Consider the following 17614-nt stretch of genomic DNA (forward strand, 5'->3'; position numbering starts at 1 on the left):
GTCAGAACCTCACTCTCGGGTCGATCAGGGCCGCGACGACGTCGACCACGAAGTTGGTGACGGCGACGATGACCGCGAGCATCGCGACGATGCCCTGGACCGCGACGAAGTCACGGGCGGACAGGTACTGGTTGAGCTCGAAGCCGAGCCCGCGCCACCCGAAGGTGGTCTCGGTCAGGACCGAGCCACCCAGCAGCATGGCGATCTGCAGGCCCATCACCGTGATGATCGGCACCAGGGCGGGACGGAACGCGTGCGTCCGGACGAGCCGGGATTCGCGGACACCGCGCGATCGGGCGGCATCGACGTACTCCGAGCCGAGCGTGCCGATCATGTTGGCACGCACCAGCCGCAGGAAGATGCCGGCGGTGAGCAGCCCGAGCGTCAGCGCGGGCAGCACCGCGTGGGACAGCACGTCGCCGATGATCTGCCCGTTCCCGGTGCGGATCGCGTCGATGATGTAGACGCCGGTGGGGTTCTCGATGCGGTCGAGGACCAGCTGGGCGCGGGTGGACGCCCGGTCGCCGAGCGGCAGCCAACCGAGCCAGACCGAGAACACCAGCTTCAGCAGCAGCCCGCCGAAGAACACCGGCGTCGCGTAGGTCAGGATCGCGAGCGCGCGCAGCAGCACGTCGGGCCACTTGTCGCGCAGGTACGCCGCGAGCATGCCGAGCGGGATGCCGAGCACCAGGGCGACGACGAGCGCGTAGAAGACCAGCTCGGCCGTCGCACCGCCGTACTGCAGGATGATCTCGGTCACCGGGCGGTTGTCCGTCACCGACGAACCGAAGTCACCGCGGACGATCTGCCCGAGGTACTCCGCGTACTGCACGATCACGGGCCGGTCGTAGCCGGCGGCGTGCAGACGGTCCTGCAGCTGCGACGGGGTCAGCCGACCGCCGACGCTGGCGGTGATCGGGTTCCCGATGACGCGCATCAGGAAGAACACGAGCGTCACCAGGATGAAGACGGTCGGGAAGATGAGCAGGAAGCGGACGAGGACGTACCGACCGATGCCGCCGCCGGCACGTCGCTGTGCCTGCGGTTTCGTCGGTTCGGAGTCGATCGCCTCCGGGGTCGTGAGGGTCACGGGGTTGGAGCCTTTCGCGGGAGGGTCACGGTGTGGGTGCCGTTCGCGTGACGCCGACAGGGGGCGCTCCTGGTGGGAGCGCCCCCTGTCGGGTGTCGGGGTTACTTGGTGATCGTGCCGTAGCGGAACTTGAACGACGCGTCGAGCTCGACGCCCTTGACGTCCTTGCCGGCCACTGCGACCGACTTGCCCTGCAGCAGCGGCAGCGTCGAGATCTGCGAGGCCTGACGCTCCTGCGCCTGCTCGATGATGTCGGCGCGCTTGGTCTTGTCGGACTCTTCCTGCTCGTCCGCGATCAGCTTCTGGATCGTCGGGTCGTCGTAGTGGTTCTGCACGAAGTTGTCCTTCGTGAAGAACGGCGACAGGTAGTTGTCCGCGTCCGAGAAGTCCGGGAACCAGCCGAGCTGGTACTCCGGGTACGCGTCCTTGGTGCGCTCCGTGGCGTAGGTGGTGTAGACCGTCGACTGGATGTTGACGGTGAACAGACCCGAGGCCTCGAGCTGGGACTTCAGCAGCGCGTACTCGTCGTCCGAAGCCGAGCCGTAGTGGTCCGGTGCGTACTGGATGTTCAGCTCGATCTTGCCGCTGACGCCCGCGTCCGACAGGGTCTGCTTCGCCTTGTCGACGGACGGACCGCCGCTGCCGTTGCCGTACATCGACTTGAACGGCGTCGCCGCACCCGTCAGCCCGTCCGGCACCATCGAGTACACGGGCGAGTAGGTGTCGTTGTAGACCTCCTTCGCCAGGGCGCTGCGGTCGACGACGTCGGCCACGGCCTGGCGGACGGCCAGTGCCTTGGCCTCGTCGGCGTCGGTCTGCCCGGTCCCGAAGGGCTGGGTCTTGAAGTTGAAGACCATGTAGCGGATCTCGCCGCCGGGGCCGTCGATGACCTGGAGCTTGCTGTCCTTGCGCAGCGACGTGATGTCGGTCGGCGTCAGGGAGCGGTACGCCACGTCGACGTCGCCCTTCTGCACGGCGAGCTTCAGGTCGGTCTCCTTGGTGAAGTACTGGGCCGTGACGTCCTTGGTCTTCGCCTTGTCGAGCACGCCGTCGTACTTGTCGTTCGCCTGGTAGGAGATCAGGTCGTTCTCCTTGTAGGACTTGATCACGTACTGGCCGGCGAAGGCGTTGCCCTTGACGATGTCGGCGGAGCTCGTGAGCTTGTCGGCCGAGAAGACGTCTTCGTCGACGATCGGGCCGGCCGGGCTCGAGAGCACCTGGGGCCAGGTCTGGTCAGCGTGGTCCAGGTGGAACACGACGGTGGTGGGGTTCGGCGTGTCGATGCTCTTGAGGTTCGCGAGCAGCGACTGCGGGCCGTTCGCGTTGTTGATCTTGATCTCGCGGTTGAACGAGAACTTGACGTCGCTCGAGGTCAGCTTGTGGCCGTTGGCGAACTCGAGCCCCTTCTTCAGGGTGACCTCGTACGTCGTCGGGTCGGTGAACTCGCCCTTCGTCGCGATGTCCGGCTTGACGTCCGGGCTGCCCGTCGGGGTGTTCATCAGGAACGGGAACACCTGGTTCTGGACGGCGAACGAGCCGTTGTCGTACGAGCCCGCCGGGTCGAGCGACGTGATCTTGTCGGTCGTGCCGATGATCAGGCCGTTCAGGTCGCCGGAGCCGCCGCTGCCGCCGCCCGCGCAGCCGGTCAGGACCAGTGCCGTCGCTGCTGCGCCGGCGCCGATCGCGAGGGCGCGCTTGCCCCACGTGGCGCGGTGGTTGGTGAACACGGATGCCATGTTCGATGCCTTCCTGGTGGTGGTTGCAGGTTCCCTGGACCGGAGGTGGATCGACTGTGTGACCGGTCAGGGACACTCATTGAGAGACACCATGCCACGGAACGGATTCCGGCGGGGGCGATTCTTTTACACCGCTGTAACGCAGGAGACGAGCGCGTACCGCATCATTCCGCCTGCGCGGATCGGCGCGTCGCGCAGGTTCGTTGCGCGGCGCAACTCCGCGGGGTGCTCCGCTCCCCGCTCCCTCCCCGCTCCCCGCTCCCCCGTGCCCTCCCCGCTCCCGGCGCCGCGTGCCCGAGTGGTCGCAACACCCCGCTCACGTCCGCCGAGCGGTCACGAATCGTCGCGCAGGCCGCGCACCACCGACAGACTCCGACCACTCGGCGCGCACCCGACGGGGTGTCGTGACCAGTCAGCGACGCGTCGAGTCACCTCCCCCACCGCCCCGTCTCCGTCGCCGCTCGTCCCCGCTCCCCGCTCCCCGCTTCCCTCCCCGCTCCCGGCGCCGCATGCCCGAGTGGTCGCAACACCCCGCTCACGTCCGCCGAGTGGTCACGAATCGTCGCGCAGGCCGCGCTCCACCGACAGACTCCGACCACTCGGCGCGCACCCGACGGGGTGTCGTGACCAGTCAGCGACGCGTCGCCGGACAGGAGGCCCGGCGCAGCACGGCAGCGCCGGTTGCGCGGGCAGTGCTGGGCGCTCGTCACGCGGCCGAGTCTCAGCAAGGCGGACATCGCGCGACCGCCGGACAGCGTCAACGGTCCGCACGGCCGAGCCTCGGCCAGGCGGACCGCACGCGATCGCCGCACCGTGGCGGCCGCGGCACGACCGCCGGACAGCGGCGGCCGTCCGCACGGCCGAGTCCCACCGGACGGGAGGAGCGTGGCGGGCTGGCAACGAGCCTCCCGTCCGGGGCACAGCCGCCCGGTGCGGCTAGGACGCTTCGGCGTCCGCCCGCAGGCGCATGCGCTGCGCATCGAGGTCGACGAGCTGTCGCTGGATCTCGGCGCGACGCTCGACGTTGCCGTTCGGGTCTGCACGCTGCAGCTGCCCGAGCAGTGACGCCTTGCGCGCGAGCAGGTCGCGTTCGACCAGCGCCACGACGATGCCGCGACAGTAGATCGCCAGGTCCTCGTCGTTGCGGGCGGGGATCGGGGCGAGCGCGAGCTCGGACACCAGGCCGCGGACGGGTGCCGGCACGTCCGAGGACAGCCGGTCGAGCCAGTCCGTGCCGCCGAGCGCGTCGACGTTGGCGACGACGGCGTCGCGGACCACGGCGAGCATCGGCGCCGAGAACGTCGCCGCGGCCGCAAGCCCCAGCAACGGGGCCCCCACCGAGGTCGGCTGCTGCACCATCGCCATCACGGCGTCGCGTTCCATGCGGGTGATCGGGTCGTTCGGCAGTGACCGGATGCCGGCGACGGGCTCGTCGGCGGGCGTGGCGATCTGTCCGCCCGGGCCGGCCTGCCCCTGCGGGACCGAGCCCTGCCCGCGCGCGTGGTCCGCCGACGCCCGCGACCGCGCCCCCTCGACCGCGCGACGGACCTCGCCCATGTCCATGCCGAGCCAGCCGGCCAGTTCGCGCACGTAGCCCTGCGTGAGCGAGCGGTCACGGATGCCTGCGAGCACGGGCGCGGCCGACCGCAGCGCGCTGACCCGGCCCTCGACCGTCTCGAGGTCGTGGCCGTCCAGGGTGCGCCGGATCATGAACTCGAACATCGGGCGCTTGTTCGTGACGAGCCGGCGGATCGCGTCGTCGCCCCGGGCCAGGCGCAGGTCGCACGGGTCGAGGCCGCCCGGCGCGACGGCGACGTAGGTCTGCGCGGCGAAGCGCTGCTCTTCGGCGAACGCGCGTGATGCCGCCCGTTGTCCGGCTTCGTCGGGGTCGAACGTGAAGACGACCTCGCCGTTGGCGTTCGGGTCGCCGCCGCTGACGTCGCCGAGCATCGGCCGCAGCGCCTTGATGTGGTCGACGCCGAACGACGTGCCACACGTGGCCACCGCGGTCGTGACGCCGGCCAGGTGGCAGGCCATGACGTCGGTGTAGCCCTCGACGATGACGACCTGCTTCTGCTTCGAGATGTCGCGGCGGGCCAGGTCGATCCCGTAGAGCACGTGGCTCTTGTGGTAGATCGGGGTCTCGGGGGTGTTGAGGTACTTCGGGCCCTTGTCGTCCTCGAGCAGGCGCCGGGCACCGAAGCCGATCGTGGCACTGGTCACGTCGCGGATCGGCCACATCAGACGCCCACGGAACCGGTCGTAGGGCGAACGGTCCCCCTGGCTGACCAGTCCGGCCGAGACGATCTCCTCGATCGTGAAGCCCTGCCCGCGCAGGTGGTCCCGGAGCACGTCGAACGACTTCGGGGCGAACCCGACGCCGAAGTGCTGCGCCGCCGCCGGGTCGAACCCGCGCTCGCCCAGGAACCGGCGGGCGGGCTCGGCCTGCGGGGTCGTGAGCTGCGCGACGTAGAACTGCAGCGCGGCTTCGTTGGCGGCGATCAACCGCGCACGGGTGTTGTAGTCGGTGCGGGGGCCGTCGCCTTCTTCGTAGTGCAGCGTGAAGCCGATCTTGGCGGCCATCCGCTCGACCGCTTCGGAGAACGTGGTGTGGTCCTGCTTCATGATGAAGCTGAAGACGTCGCCGTCCTCGCCGCAGCCGAAACAGTGGTACCGACCCACCTGGGGACGGACGTGGAACGAGGGTGACCGCTCGTCGTGGAAGGGGCACAGGCCCTTGAGTGAACCCACCCCGGCGGACTTCAGTGTGACGTAGTCACCGACGACGTCGGCGATGTTCACGCGCGCGCGGACCTCGTCGATGTCGTTCCGCGCGATGAGTCCAGCCACCCCACGATCCTAGTTCGCGTGGCTGACGCGCAGGACCGCTCAGACGGGGATGTGGACGGCCTCGCGCTCCCCCACGACGAGCCGCTTGTGCCAGGCGATCGCGCCCTGGTCGGTCAGGTTCGCGACCTGGTCCACCACGGCCCGCAACCGGCCCGCGTCGTCGTGGGCGCCACGCCAGTCGGCCGCGAATCCGGGCTCGAGCGCGTCGTCGGCGCGGGCCGCGACGGCGTCGAGCAGCTCGGTCAGGATGCGGCGCTGGTCTTCGTACACCGGCTGCCGGTCGCCCTGGGTCATCACGAACGCCGCCACGATGCCCTTGAGCACGGCGATCTCGCCGATGATCTCGGGCGGGGTGACGACCGAGGCCGCGAACCGCACGAGCGACCCGGACGCGTACGCCTGCCGCGTGGCGCTGGTGGCCGTCCGCGCGAAGCGGCCGATCAGTTGCGACGTCAGGTTCTTCAGCCGCGCCGCATCCCGCCGTGAGCCGTCGTACGACGTCATCCACAGTGGCAGCGCGCGCAGCCGGTCGAACGCCTCGAGCAGTTCGTCGCGGCTCAGGTCGTCGCCGACCCAGGCGTGCATGGCGGACACGATGTCGTTCTCGCCGACCCGGTCGCCGAGCGCGGCCACGTCGATGAAGCCCGCCACCACGGCGTCCTCGAAGTCGTGCACCGAGTACGCGATGTCGTCGGACAGGTCCATCACCTGGGCCTCGATGCAGCGCTGCCGGCGGGGTGCCCCGTCGCGCAGCCAGGCGAACGCGTCGTGGTCGTCGTCGTAGAACCCGAACTTCGTGCGACCGGACGATGCCTCGCCCACGCCCTGCGACGCCGGCCACGGGTACTTGCACGACGCGTCGAGCGATGCCCGGGTCAGGTTGAGACCGTAGGCACGATCGGCATCGGGCCCGGAGCCGTACACCTTCGGCTCGAGCCGGGTGAGCAGCCGCAGGGTCTGCGCGTTGCCCTCGAAGCCGCCGATGTCGGCCGCCCAGGCGTTCACCGCGGTCTCGCCGTTGTGCCCGAACGGCGGGTGGCCGATGTCGTGCGCCAGACAGGCGGTGTCGACGACGTCGGGGTCGAGCCCGAGCGAGTCGGCGAGCTCGCGGCCGACCTGCGCGACCTCGAGCGAGTGCGTCAGCCGGTTGCGGGCGAAGTCGAGCCCGGTCGTCGGGCTGAGCACCTGCGTCTTGGCGGCGAGCCGACGGAGCGCGCTGGAGTGCAGCAGGCGGGCGCGGTCGCGGGCGAAGTCGCTGCGGCGGTTGCTGTGCTGCTCGGGCAACCACCGCTCGGCGTCGGCCGGCCCGTACGAACTGGTGCTCATCCGCCGCTGTGGTGCAGCTCGGCGGCGGCGAGGACCTTGCGGAACTCGGCGTCGACGTGGCGGCTGTCGAGCCAGCGGTCGGGCAATGCCGTGCGCTTGGGGTGTCCGGCGCGACCGCGGGGCCCCTCGGCGTCGGCGCCCGGGTACGGCGCGTCGTGGTCGAGCTGGCCGAGCAGGTCGGCGATCTCCTGCAGCGAGGATGCCATCGACAGCCCGGACCGGACGTCGCCGCCGATCGGGTACCCCTTGAAGTACCAGGCCACGTGCTTGCGCATGTCGCGGCAGCCCTGGTCTTCGGACCCGAAGAACTCGACGAGCAGCTCGGCGTGCCGCTGGAACGCGACCGCGACCTCGCCCAGGGTCGGCATGTAGCGCAGCCCTTCGCCCCGGAACGCCGCGGCCAGGTCGCCGAACAGCCACGGACGCCCCAGGCAGCCGCGTCCGACGACGACGCCGTCGCAGCCGGTCTCGTCGACCATGCGCAGGGCGTCGGCGGCGGACCAGATGTCGCCGTTGCCCAGCACCGGGATGTCCGTCACCGCTTCTTTCAGGGTGGCGATGGCGGACCAGTCGGCCTGGCCGGAGTAGTGCTCGTTCGCGGTGCGGGCGTGCAGCGACACCGCCGCGACGCCGGCATCCCGCGCGATGCGGGCGGCGTCGAGGTAGGTCAGGTGGTCGGCGTCGATGCCCTTGCGCATCTTGACGGTGACGGGGACGTTGCCCGCGGCCCGGACCGTCTTGGTGACCAGGTCGCGGAACAGGTCGGTCTTCCACGGCAGGGCGGCGCCACCGCCCTTGCGGGTGACCTTGGGCACCGGGCACCCGAAGTTCAGGTCGATGTGGTCGGCACGGTCCTCGGCCACCAGGATCGTTGCGGCTTCGGCGACGGTGTTCGGCTCGACGCCGTACAGCTGGATCGAGCGCGGGGTCTCGGACTCGTGGTGCTGGATGAGCTGCATCGACACGGGCGTGCGTTCGACGAGCGCTCGCGAGGTGATCATCTCGCACACGTAGAGCCCAGCGCCGTACTCGCGGCAGAGCCGGCGGTACGCCATGTTCGTGATGCCCGCCATCGGCGCGAGCACGACGGGCACGTCGACCTCGATGGGGCCGATGCGCAGGGGCTTGCGGGGCGCTTGTGTGATCGTCATACCGGTTCCATCCTCCCACGTCGGCGCCCGCCGGTAGCGTTCTCCACATGACGACCGACGCCATCGCCCGCTTCGACGCCGACGCAGCAGCCCGCGGGCTGCAGGTCGACGTGGTCGAACGTCCCGCAGCCGACTCCCTGGCCCAGGCCGCCGAGCTGCTCGGCATCGACCCGGGCGACATCGTGAAGACCCTGGTGGTGAAGCGCCACGACGGAGACTTCGTGCTGGCGCTGGTGCCCGGCGGCCGCAGCATCGCGTGGAAGAAGCTGCGCGGCGTGGTCGGGGTGAACAAGCTCTCGATGCCCGACGCCGCGACGGCGCTGCAGGCATCGGGCTACGAGCGCGGCACCATCACGCCGATCGGTGCGACCGGTGCGATGCCGGTGTTCGCGGACGAACGCATCGTCGGTCGCCGGGTCGCCCTGGGCGCCGGCCGCCACGGCGCGAGCGCCTTCGTCGACGCGGACGCCCTGATCACCGCCTACGACGCGACCGTCGCGGACATCACCGACGAGGAACCCCAGCGCTAGTCGGGTACCTCGGACCAGTCGCCCTCGGCGCCCGGAACGAAGCACGAGTCGCCCTCACACACGACCGCGTCCGCCAGCAGCGGCTGCAGTCCCGGTACTGCCTGGAGGCCCGGTGCGGCCACCGCGCGCACGTCGAGGTCCGTCATCGGGTCGCCTCCACACCGGCGGCGGCGTCCGCGCTGGCGGTGGCGTCGTCCGCGCTGGCGTCGTCCGTCGCACGCTCGGTCGCCGACGCGACCTCGTCCGGCGTGGTCTCGCGCAGCGCGACGACCTGCCGCAGCACCTGTTCGAACGCCGCCGGGTCCTGTGCCCCGGACACGCCGTACTTGCCGTCGATCACGAAGAACGGCACGCCGTTGATGCCGTACGCCTGGGCCTGCTCCTGATCGGCACGGACGTCGGCGAGCTTGCTGTCGTCACGGAGCGTTGCCAGGACCTCGTCGCGGTCGAGTCCGACCTCGGCGGCCAGGTCGGCCAACGAGGAGTCCTGCCCGACGTGCTCGCCGCGCTCGAAGTAGGCGGTGAACAGCCGCTCCACCATCTCGAGCTGCTTGCCGTGCTGCTTCGCCAGGTGGATCACCTGGTGCGCCTTGACGGTGTTCGTGTGGTGCATCGCATCGAAGTCGTACTGCAGCCCGACCGACCCGGCGATCGCGGTGACCTGGTCGAGCATCTGCTGCGCCTGGTCGACCGGCATGCCCTTGTGGCCCGACAGGAACTCGGCCTCGGTGCCCTCGAAGTCCACCGGGGTGTCCGGGCTCAGCTCGAACGAGTGGTACTCGACCTCGACGCTGCGCCCGTTGTCGTCGGCGCCGAAGGCCCGGACCCCGGCCTCGAACTTGCGTTTGCCGATGTAGCACCAGGGGCACGCGATGTCCGACCAGACATCGACCTTCACAGAGTCATGCATGCTCAACGACAACGCGGCCGCGCCACCGGCATTCCCGGCAGCACGACCGCGTCGTGGGTGGTTCGGCTACGCGCCGATCAACCGCTGCGCGAGGTACCCCTGCAGCTGGTCGAGCGCGACGCGCTCCTGGCTCATCGTGTCGCGCTCACGCACGGTCACGGCCTTGTCGTCGAGGGTGTCGAAGTCCACCGTGATGCAGAACGGCGTGCCGATCTCGTCGTGGCGGCGGTAGCGACGGCCGATCGCGCCGGCGTCGTCGAAGTCGACGTTCCAGGTCTTGCGCAGGTCGTCGGCCAGGCCGCGGGCGACGGGCGACAGCTGCTCGTTGCGGGACAGCGGCAGCACGGCGGCCTTGACGGGCGCCAGACGCGGGTCGAGCCGCAGGACGGTGCGCTTGTCGACGCCGCCCTTCGCGTTCGGGGCCTCGTCCTCGTGGTAGGCGTCGAGCAGGAAGGCCATCAGGGCACGGGTCAGTCCGAACGACGGCTCGATCACGTACGGCACGTACTTCTCGTTGGCCGCCTGGTCGAAGTAGCGCAGGTCCTTGCCCGAGGACTCGATGTGGTTGTTGAGGTCGAAGTCGGTGCGGTTCGCGACGCCCATCAGCTCGCCCCACTCCGAGCCCTGGAAGCCGAAGCGGTACTCGATGTCGGCGGTGGCGTCAGAGTAGTGCGCACGTTCGCCGTCCGGCACGTCGAAGCGGCGCAGGTTCTCCGGGTCGATGCCCAGGTCGGTGTACCAGGCGATCGAGTCCGCGATCCACTGCTCGTAGTGGGTCTGGGCCTCGGCCGGCGGAACGAAGTACTCGATCTCCATCTGCTCGAACTCGCGCGTGCGGAAGATGAAGTTGCCGGGCGTGATCTCGTTGCGGAACGCCTTGCCGACCTGGCCGATGCCGAACGGGGGCTTCATGCGGCTGGTCGTGACGACCTGCGCGAAGTCGACGAAGATGCCCTGCGCGGTCTCGGGGCGCAGGAAGTTCAGGCCCTCTTCGGACTCGACCGGGCCCAGGTAGGTCTTGAGCATGCCGGAGAACTCACGGGGCTCGGTCCACTGGCCGCGGGTGCCGCAGTTCGAGCACGCGATCTCGGCCATGCCACCCTCGGGCGGACGGCCCTTCTTGGCGGTGAACGCCTCGATCAGGTGGTCCTCGCGGAACCGGTGGTGGCAGTGCAGGCACTCGACCAGCGGGTCGGTGAACGTCGCGACGTGGCCAGAGGCCTCCCACACCTTGCGGGGCAGGATGACGGCCGAGTCCAGGCCCACCATGTCGCCACGGCCGCGGACGAACCGCTGCCACCACTGGCGCTTGATGTTCTCCTTCAGCTCGACACCGAGGGGCCCGTAGTCCCATGCGGAGCGGGATCCGCCGTAGATCTCACCCGACTGGAAGACGAACCCGCGGCCTTTGGCGAGGGCGATGACCGAGTCGAGACGGGAGGGCTGAGCCAAGGAGAACTCCATCGGGGTCGCCGAGCTGGATGCCCGGTGCAGGAAAGGTACCGGGCCAGACTAACGGGCGCGCGCCGGGGCCAGCACGTCGGCCACGGCGTCGACGTCCGTGGTGTCGTTCCAGTGGTGGAACGCCAGCCGCAGCCGTCCGGCACGCCCCGACGCGGTGATGCCCGCCGCCGTCAGCGCTGCCAGCCCCGCGCCGGACGGGTCGGGCAGGGTCATCACGGCCTGCGACTGCCGACCCACGCCGAGCGCGTCGGCCAGCTGGTCCGCGAGACCGGCACCGTGCCTCCAGACCGCAGCCATGTCGAGCGACGCGACGTGCCGCAGGGCGGCGACCGCGCCGGGCCAGGCCTGCCAGGCCGGGGACACGTCGAACTGTCGGGCATCGTCGGCCAGCTGCATGGCGGGGCCGTAGCACGACGACCACACGTCGGCACCGGCGTACCAGCCGGCCTGGGTCGGACGCAGCCACGCGAGCGCCGCGTCGGAGACGGTCATGAAGGCGACGCCGCGTGGGGCGCAGAGCCACTTGTAGGCGTGCGTGACCGTGACGTCGTAGGGCGCGGCGTCGACGGGCAGCACCCCGGCCGCCTGCGTCAGGTCACACAGCGTCCGGGCACCGACGTGCTGTGCGGCGCGGACGACGGCTGCGGAGTCGACCACCGCTCCGGTGGCGGACTGCACGGCCGACCACGCGACCAGTGACGTGTCGGTCGTCAGCGACGTCGCCAGGGACGCGAGCGGGACACTCCGGACCCGGATGCCGCGGTGGGCCTGCGCCAGGAACGGGAAGACGATCGAGCTGAAGTCGCCGTCGGGCACCACGACCTCGGCACCGTCCGGCAGCGCGGCAGCGACGACCGCGGTCATCGCCGAGGTCTGGGACCCGGTCGCGACCCGGTCGGCGGTGACCCCGACGATGTCGGCGAACAGCGCGCGGCCCTCCTCGACCAGGGCGCCGTACCGCACCGGGCTCGACGCGGCGCGTTCCCACTCGGCCAGGTCGGCGCGCATCGCCGCGAGGGTGCCGTGGGTCGGCAGCCCGGCGGTGCAGGCGGCGAGGTAGCCGCGTCCGTCGACGTAGGAGTCCATGTCGCCCATGGTCGGCCTGAGAGACCCATCACACCAGGGCAGGATCCTTTGCCCTGCCATAACATGACGTTGTGGAGACGATCGACCTGCAGCTGCTCAAGGTCCTGCGTGCCGTGGCGGACGCGGGCTCGATCACCGGAGCCGCTACCGCCCTCGGGTACAGCCAGCCGGCCGTCAGCCAGCTGCTCCAGCGCGCCGAGCAGCGCCTGGGGCACGCGCTCGTTCTCCGTGGGGCCCGTGGCGTGACCCTGACCGAGTCCGGGCGGGTCCTGGCCGACCACGCCCTGCACGTGCAGGCGGCCCTGGCTGCGGCGCGCGAGGACTTCGACGCCGTCGGGGGACTCACGCGCGGTCGGGTGCGGATCGCCGGGTTCCCGAGTGCGTCCTCCACCCTGGTGCCGGCGGTCCTGGCCACGATGGCGGCGACGGTGCCGGGCGTGAGCACGACGTACGTCGAGGTCGAGCCGCCCGAGGCGCTCGGCATGCTCCGTCGCGGCGAGGTCGACGTCGCGCTGACCTTCACGTACGTCGGAGACGAGGTCGTGGTCGATCCGACGCTGCTGACGCGGGCGATCGGGCGGGACCCGCTGGCGCTCGTGCGGTCAGGAGGCTCGGCACCGTCCGACGCCGGGGCTGCGGCGGTCGTCGACCTGGCGACACTGCGGGACGCGCGCTGGATCGGCGGGTGTCCGCGGTGCCGTGGCCACCTGCTCGCCTCGTGCGCGACGGCCGGGTTCACGCCGGACATCGTCCTCGAGACCGACAACGCGGCGGCCGTCGTGGGACTCGTCGCGGCGGGGCTCGGCGTGGCGCTGCTCCCCCGGCTGGCGCTCGCGACGACGGTGATCCCCGACGGCGTCACGGTCGACCCCGTGCACGACGACCTGGCCCGGCGCGTCGAGGTCGTCGTCGCGAGCGGGGCCGAGCGGGTGCCGAGCGTCGGTGCGACCCTCGAGGCCGTGGCCTCCGCGTCCGCGCTGCTGGAGTAGCGCGGGCGCGCCGCTGGCGGAGCGCCGCCGCGCTGCTGGCGTAGCGCGGGGACGGCGCGGGCCGAGCGCCGCCGCGCCGCCCACCCATCTGCCGGATCGCACCCACTGGCGGACATCGCGCCCCGGCGCACCAGGGCGCGATGTCCGCACCGGGGTGCGACGCGACCCACCGCGGGTCCGGACCGCCGTGCCGGACGTGCGCCGTGCCTCCCGTCCGGTGATCGCGCAGCGGACCGCGTCAGGCGGTCGGCGTGTCGACCGCGCCGCCGAAGCGCCGGTCGCGACGGGCGTACTGCTCCACCGCGGCCCACAGGTCCGCGCGCCGGAAGTCCGGCCAGAGCCGGTCGAGGAACACCATCTCGGCGTACGCGGACTGCCACAGCAGGAAGTTGCTGGTGCGCTGCTCACCCGAGCTGCGCAGGAACAGGTCGACGTCGGGCATCTCCGGCACGTACATCCGCTTGGCGATCGCCTTCTCGGTGACCTGGCTCGGCTTGAGCCTGCCGCTGGCGACGTCCTCGGCCAGGGAGCGCACGGCGTCGGCGATCTCGTTCCGACCGCCGTAGTTGACGCACATCGTCAGGGTCAGGACGTCGTTGTTCGCGGTCATCTGCTCGGCGGTCTCGAGCTCGTCGATGACACTCCGCCACAGCCGCGGTCGTCGCCCGGCCCAGCGCACCCGGACACCCCACTCGTTGAGCTGGTCTCGGCGGCGGCGGATCACGTCGCGGTTGAAACCCATCAGGAACCGGACCTCTTCCGGGGAGCGCTTCCAGTTCTCGGTCGAGAACGCGTACGCGCTGATGTGCCTGACCCCGACCTGGATGCCCCCGGCGACGACGTCGAGCAACGAGGCCTCGCCGGCCTTGTGGCCTTCGATGCGTGTCAGCCCGCGGCCGTTCGCCCACCGGCCGTTGCCGTCCATGACGATCGCGACGTGCTCGGGGACGAACCGCTGCGGGATCGCCGGGGGTGTCTCGCCCGTCCAGTCGATCGGCCGGAAGGGGTCGGCGGCGTCGGATCGGCGGGGGCTCATGCGGTGGGGTTCCTTCGCTGGCGGGCGGGTGACGAGGCGGTGGTTCGGGAGCGGTGCCGCGCCCGGTCAGTGGTCGGGCTGTGGGACGGGTGGTGCCGGTGTTGCCGTGACGGCGCGCGCGACCGCGGCCACCCCGTCGTGGCCCGACCCGTCGTGCACCGGCACCACGGCGGGGTGTTCGGAGCGGTCGACGTGCGGCAGCGACTTGAGCGATCGTTCCAGGTGCCACTGGGCGTAGGCCGCGACCACGCCGGAGGCTCGCGAACGCGTCCGCTCGTCCGCCACGTCGACGCTCGCCCAGTCCCCCGCCAGCAGCGACCCGAGGGTCGCCAGGGTCGCCAGGTCGAGTCGCGGCGACCCGGGAGGCGCCGCGCTGTTCGCGACGACCCCCCCGAGCTGCACCACGAACGCCGAGTGCGGTCCGGGCTCACCCGTGACGGCGCAGTCCGAGAACGACGGCGCCCACCCCGCGATGCTCATCGCCCGCAGCAGGTACGAGTCGAGCGTCGCGCTCGGCATGTGCTCGCCGCGGGACAGCGACCGCAGCGCGCCGACGAGCAGCAGGTACTGCTGCAGTCCCGCGTCCGCCTCGCTCAGTCGGTCGGCGGTCTCGACCATCGCGCTGGCGGCCGTGTACGCGCCGTAGTCCGCGACGATCTGCGCGCCGTACGAGCCGAGCGACTCGGCCTGCGTGACGATGTCGAGCGAGCGCCCCTCGTAGAACTGGGCGTCGACCACCATGAAGGGCTCGAGGCGGCTGCCGAACTTCGATCCGGTCCGACGGACACCCTTCGCGACGGCGCGGATCTTGCCGTGCTGCCGGCTGAGCATGGTGACGATGCGGTCCGCCTCACCGAGCTTGTGGGTGCGGAGCACGACGCACTCGTCCCGGTACAGCGGCATGCCCCCAGTATCCCCCGTGCCCACGACACCGCGCGCCGGGGTGGGGTCGGCGCGGGGTCGGTCGGATCACGCGTGGTGGGTCGATCCGCGCATGGTGGGTCGGATCTTCCGGCCCACCACGGGCGATTCGGCCACCTGCGGCACGCAACGACACGGGACCGGCACCGGGCCGGCGCGGGTGGCGGCGGGCCGGCGCGGGTGGCGGCGGGCCGGCGCGGGTGGCGGCGGGCCGGCGCGGGTGGCGGCGGGTGGGTCGTTCCGGCACCGGACAGGAGGCGCGGTGCGCGTCGGACCCGCACCGCGCCTCCTGGCCGTGGTGGCGCCCACCGCACGGACCGCGCCCCCGCAACGACATCGCGCCCCGTCAGGACGGGGCGCGATGCGTGGAGCGGGGTGCGACGCCTAGGCCGAGACGAGCTCCGGGGCAGCACCGGAGGCAGCGCCGGCACGCACCGCACGGTTGACGGCCGAGACGATCGCCTTCAGCGACGCCGTGGCGATGTCGGCGTCGATCCCGACGCCCCACAGGCGGACCCCGTCGACGTCGAGCTCGACGTACGACGCGGCCTTGGCGTCACCCGAGGCGCTCATCGTGTGCTCCGAGTAGTCGTACAGCGTGACCGCGACGCCCTGCTCGCGCATGACCGACAGGAACGCGTCGATCGGCCCCGTGCCCGCGGCGTCGGCGGTGACGGCACCGTCGTCGACGCGCATCGCGACGGACAGCTTCGTCGTGCCGTCGAAGTCGCTCGACGTCGCGGTCTTCGTGATCTCGTACCGGCCCCACTTGTCGTCCTCGATGGAGGACGGCAGGTACTCGTCGCGGAACAGGTCCCAGATCTTGTCCGAGGTGAACTCGCCGCCCTCGACGTCGGTGCGCTGCTGCACGACGCCGGAGAACTCGATCTGCAGCTTGCGGGGCAGGTCGATCGCGTGGTCGGTCTTGAGCAGGTAGGCCACCCCGCCCTTGCCGGACTGGGAGTTGACGCGGATGACCGCCTCGTAGGACCGGCCGATGTCCTTCGGGTCGACGGGCAGGTAGGGAACCGCCCACGCGACGTCGTCGATGGACCCGCCCGCGGCGTCGGCCTTGGCCTGCATCGCGTCGAAGCCCTTCTTGATGGCGTCCTGGTGCGAGCCGCTGAACGCCGTGTACACCAGGTCGCCGGCCCAGGGCTGCCGCTCCGGCACGGGCAGCTGGTTGCAGTACTCGACCGTGCGCTTGACCTGGTCGATGTCCGCGAAGCTGATCTCCGGGTCGATGCCCTGCGTGAACAGGTTCATGCCGAGGGCGACCAGGTCGACGTTGCCGGTGCGCTCCCCGTTGCCGAACAGGCAGCCCTCGATGCGGTCGGCCCCGGCCATGTAGCCGAGTTCGGCCGCGGCGACGGCGGTACCGCGGTCGTTGTGGGGGTGCAGCGACAGGATGACGTCCTGGCGGTGGGACAGGTTGCGCGACATCCACTCGATCGAGTCGGCGTAGACGTTCGGCGTCGCCATCTCGACCGTGGCAGGCAGGTTGATGATGACCTTGCGCTCGGGCGTCGGCTGGAAGACCTCGAGCACGGCGTTGCAGATCTCCAGTGCCACGGGCAGCTCGGTGCCGGTGTACGACTCGGGCGAGTACTCGTAGTAGATCGTCGTGTCGTGCTGCAGTGTGGCTTCGGCGGCCTTGCACAGCTTCGCTCCGGCGACCGCGATGTCGACGACGCCCTGCACATCGGTGCGGAAGACGACCTCGCGCTGCACGATCGACGTCGAGTTGTACAGGTGCACGATGGCCTGCTTCGCGCCGTCGATCGCCTCGTAGGTGCGCTGGATCAGGTGCTCACGAGCCTGGGTCAGGACCTGGATCGTGACGTCGTCGGGGATCGCGCCCTGGTCGATCAGGCTGCGGACGAAGTCGAAGTCGGTCTGCGAGGCGCTCGGGAACCCGACCTCGATCTCCTTGTAGCCCATCCGCACGAGCAGGTCGAACATCGCGCGCTTGCGTTCGGCGTCCATCGGGTCGATCAGGGCCTGGTTGCCGTCACGCAGGTCGACGGCACACCAGCGCGGGGCCTTGTCGATGCGCTTCGTGGGCCACGTGCGGTCCGGCAGGTCGACGGCGATCTGCTCGTGGAAGGGGACGTACTTGTGGATCGGCATCCCGGAGGGGCGCTGCGTGTTCTGCATCGGTCGTTCGCTTTCGGTTCGTCAGGTGGTGTCGGCCGACGACAGACTCCGCGACGAGGTGGGCCGTTGTCAGGCCTCGTCGCGGCAGCGAAGGAGGAGGAGCGCCGAGTACATCGATCCAACGGTAGCACCGGCGCGACCCCGTGTGACAGGGCAGTCCGTGCGGGGGTCACGGGTTCCTGTTCGCCGGTCGACCGGTCGACTGGTCACGACACCCCGAGCGCTGGCGCTCACTGGTCGCAGAACGTCGCTGGAGCAGCCCCCGATCGACGTTCCATGACCAGTCGGTGAACGCGAACGGGGTGTTGCGACCTCTCGCGAGCGCCCACACCGGATCGACGGCGGACCGCAGTCCGCGCGGACGCCAG

Annotated in this window: 14 protein-coding genes; 2 read left to right on the plus strand and 12 right to left on the minus strand. The window is 70.8% G+C overall.

The features are described 5' to 3' along the window. Position 1: 1 nt before the first annotated feature. The 5 genes from MT346_RS00180 to dusB all read right to left on the minus strand — a co-directional run bounded on the left by MT346_RS00180 (position 2) and on the right by dusB (position 8153). A complete protein-coding gene (locus MT346_RS00180; RefSeq protein WP_374202494.1) occupies positions 2–1066 on the minus strand; it encodes an ABC transporter permease in 1065 nt (354 codons plus the stop codon). Positions 1067–1191: 125 nt separating this feature from the next. Beyond that, on the minus strand, positions 1192–2826 hold the full coding sequence (locus tag MT346_RS00185) for an ABC transporter substrate-binding protein (RefSeq protein WP_243560532.1): 1635 nt from the start codon (positions 2824–2826) through the stop codon (positions 1192–1194). A gap of 936 nt (positions 2827–3762) precedes the next feature. Beyond that, the gene (gene dnaG, locus MT346_RS00190) at positions 3763–5676 is read right to left on the minus strand and encodes a DNA primase (protein WP_243560534.1); all 1914 of its coding nucleotides are present in this window, start codon (positions 5674–5676) and stop codon (positions 3763–3765) included. Between the two features lie 39 nt (positions 5677–5715). Beyond that, a complete protein-coding gene (locus MT346_RS00195) occupies positions 5716–7002 on the minus strand; it encodes a deoxyguanosinetriphosphate triphosphohydrolase (RefSeq protein ID WP_243560536.1) in 1287 nt (428 codons plus the stop codon). Continuing rightward, a complete protein-coding gene (gene dusB, locus MT346_RS00200; protein WP_243560538.1) occupies positions 6999–8153 on the minus strand; it encodes a tRNA dihydrouridine synthase DusB in 1155 nt (384 codons plus the stop codon). The genes MT346_RS00195 and dusB overlap by 4 nt, the downstream gene beginning before the upstream one ends. Positions 8154–8200: 47 nt before the next feature. Between dusB and MT346_RS00205 the strand changes: the two genes are divergently transcribed. Beyond that, positions 8201–8683 carry an aminoacyl-tRNA deacylase gene (locus MT346_RS00205; RefSeq protein WP_243560540.1) on the plus strand — a complete coding sequence of 161 codons (483 nt, stop codon included), beginning with the start codon at positions 8201–8203 and terminating at the stop codon, positions 8681–8683. Here MT346_RS00205 and MT346_RS00210 read toward each other — a convergent pair. The 4 genes from MT346_RS00210 to MT346_RS00225 all read right to left on the minus strand — a co-directional run bounded on the left by MT346_RS00210 (position 8680) and on the right by MT346_RS00225 (position 12143). After that, on the minus strand, positions 8680–8829 hold the full coding sequence (locus tag MT346_RS00210; RefSeq protein WP_243560542.1) for a hypothetical protein: 150 nt from the start codon (positions 8827–8829) through the stop codon (positions 8680–8682). The genes MT346_RS00205 and MT346_RS00210 overlap by 4 nt on opposite strands. Then, positions 8826–9593, minus strand: a complete 768-nt coding sequence (locus MT346_RS00215; RefSeq protein ID WP_243560544.1) for a DsbA family protein — start codon at positions 9591–9593, stop codon at positions 8826–8828. Before MT346_RS00215 ends, MT346_RS00210 begins: the two co-directional genes overlap by 4 nt. 66 nt (positions 9594–9659) lie before the next feature. Next, positions 9660–11045 carry a glycine--tRNA ligase gene (locus tag MT346_RS00220; protein WP_243560546.1) on the minus strand — a complete coding sequence of 462 codons (1386 nt, stop codon included), beginning with the start codon at positions 11043–11045 and terminating at the stop codon, positions 9660–9662. Between the two features lie 60 nt (positions 11046–11105). Continuing rightward, positions 11106–12143: an aminotransferase class V-fold PLP-dependent enzyme gene (locus tag MT346_RS00225; protein ID WP_243560548.1), complete on the minus strand. Its 1038-nt coding sequence runs from the start codon at positions 12141–12143 to the stop codon at positions 11106–11108. Between the two features lie 71 nt (positions 12144–12214). Between MT346_RS00225 and MT346_RS00230 the strand changes: the two genes are divergently transcribed. Continuing rightward, positions 12215–13132, plus strand: coding sequence for a LysR family transcriptional regulator (locus tag MT346_RS00230; RefSeq protein ID WP_243560550.1), 918 nt, complete (start codon positions 12215–12217; stop codon positions 13130–13132). Between the two features lie 238 nt (positions 13133–13370). Here MT346_RS00230 and MT346_RS00235 read toward each other — a convergent pair whose 3' ends face one another. From MT346_RS00235 to leuA, 3 genes are all read right to left on the minus strand, one after another. After that, positions 13371–14168: an isoprenyl transferase gene (locus MT346_RS00235; protein WP_243560552.1), complete on the minus strand. Its 798-nt coding sequence runs from the start codon at positions 14166–14168 to the stop codon at positions 13371–13373. Positions 14169–14234: 66 nt separating this feature from the next. Next, on the minus strand, positions 14235–15071 hold the full coding sequence (gene recO / locus MT346_RS00240; RefSeq protein ID WP_243560554.1) for a DNA repair protein RecO: 837 nt from the start codon (positions 15069–15071) through the stop codon (positions 14235–14237). 402 nt (positions 15072–15473) lie between these two features. Next, complete coding sequence (leuA, locus tag MT346_RS00245; protein ID WP_243560556.1) at positions 15474–17246, minus strand: 2-isopropylmalate synthase; 1773 nt, start codon at positions 17244–17246, stop codon at positions 15474–15476. Positions 17247–17614: the final 368 nt, after the last annotated feature.

The sequence above is a fragment of the Curtobacterium sp. VKM Ac-2922 genome (genome assembly GCF_022815645.1).
GTDB lineage: Bacteria > Actinomycetota > Actinomycetes > Actinomycetales > Microbacteriaceae > Curtobacterium.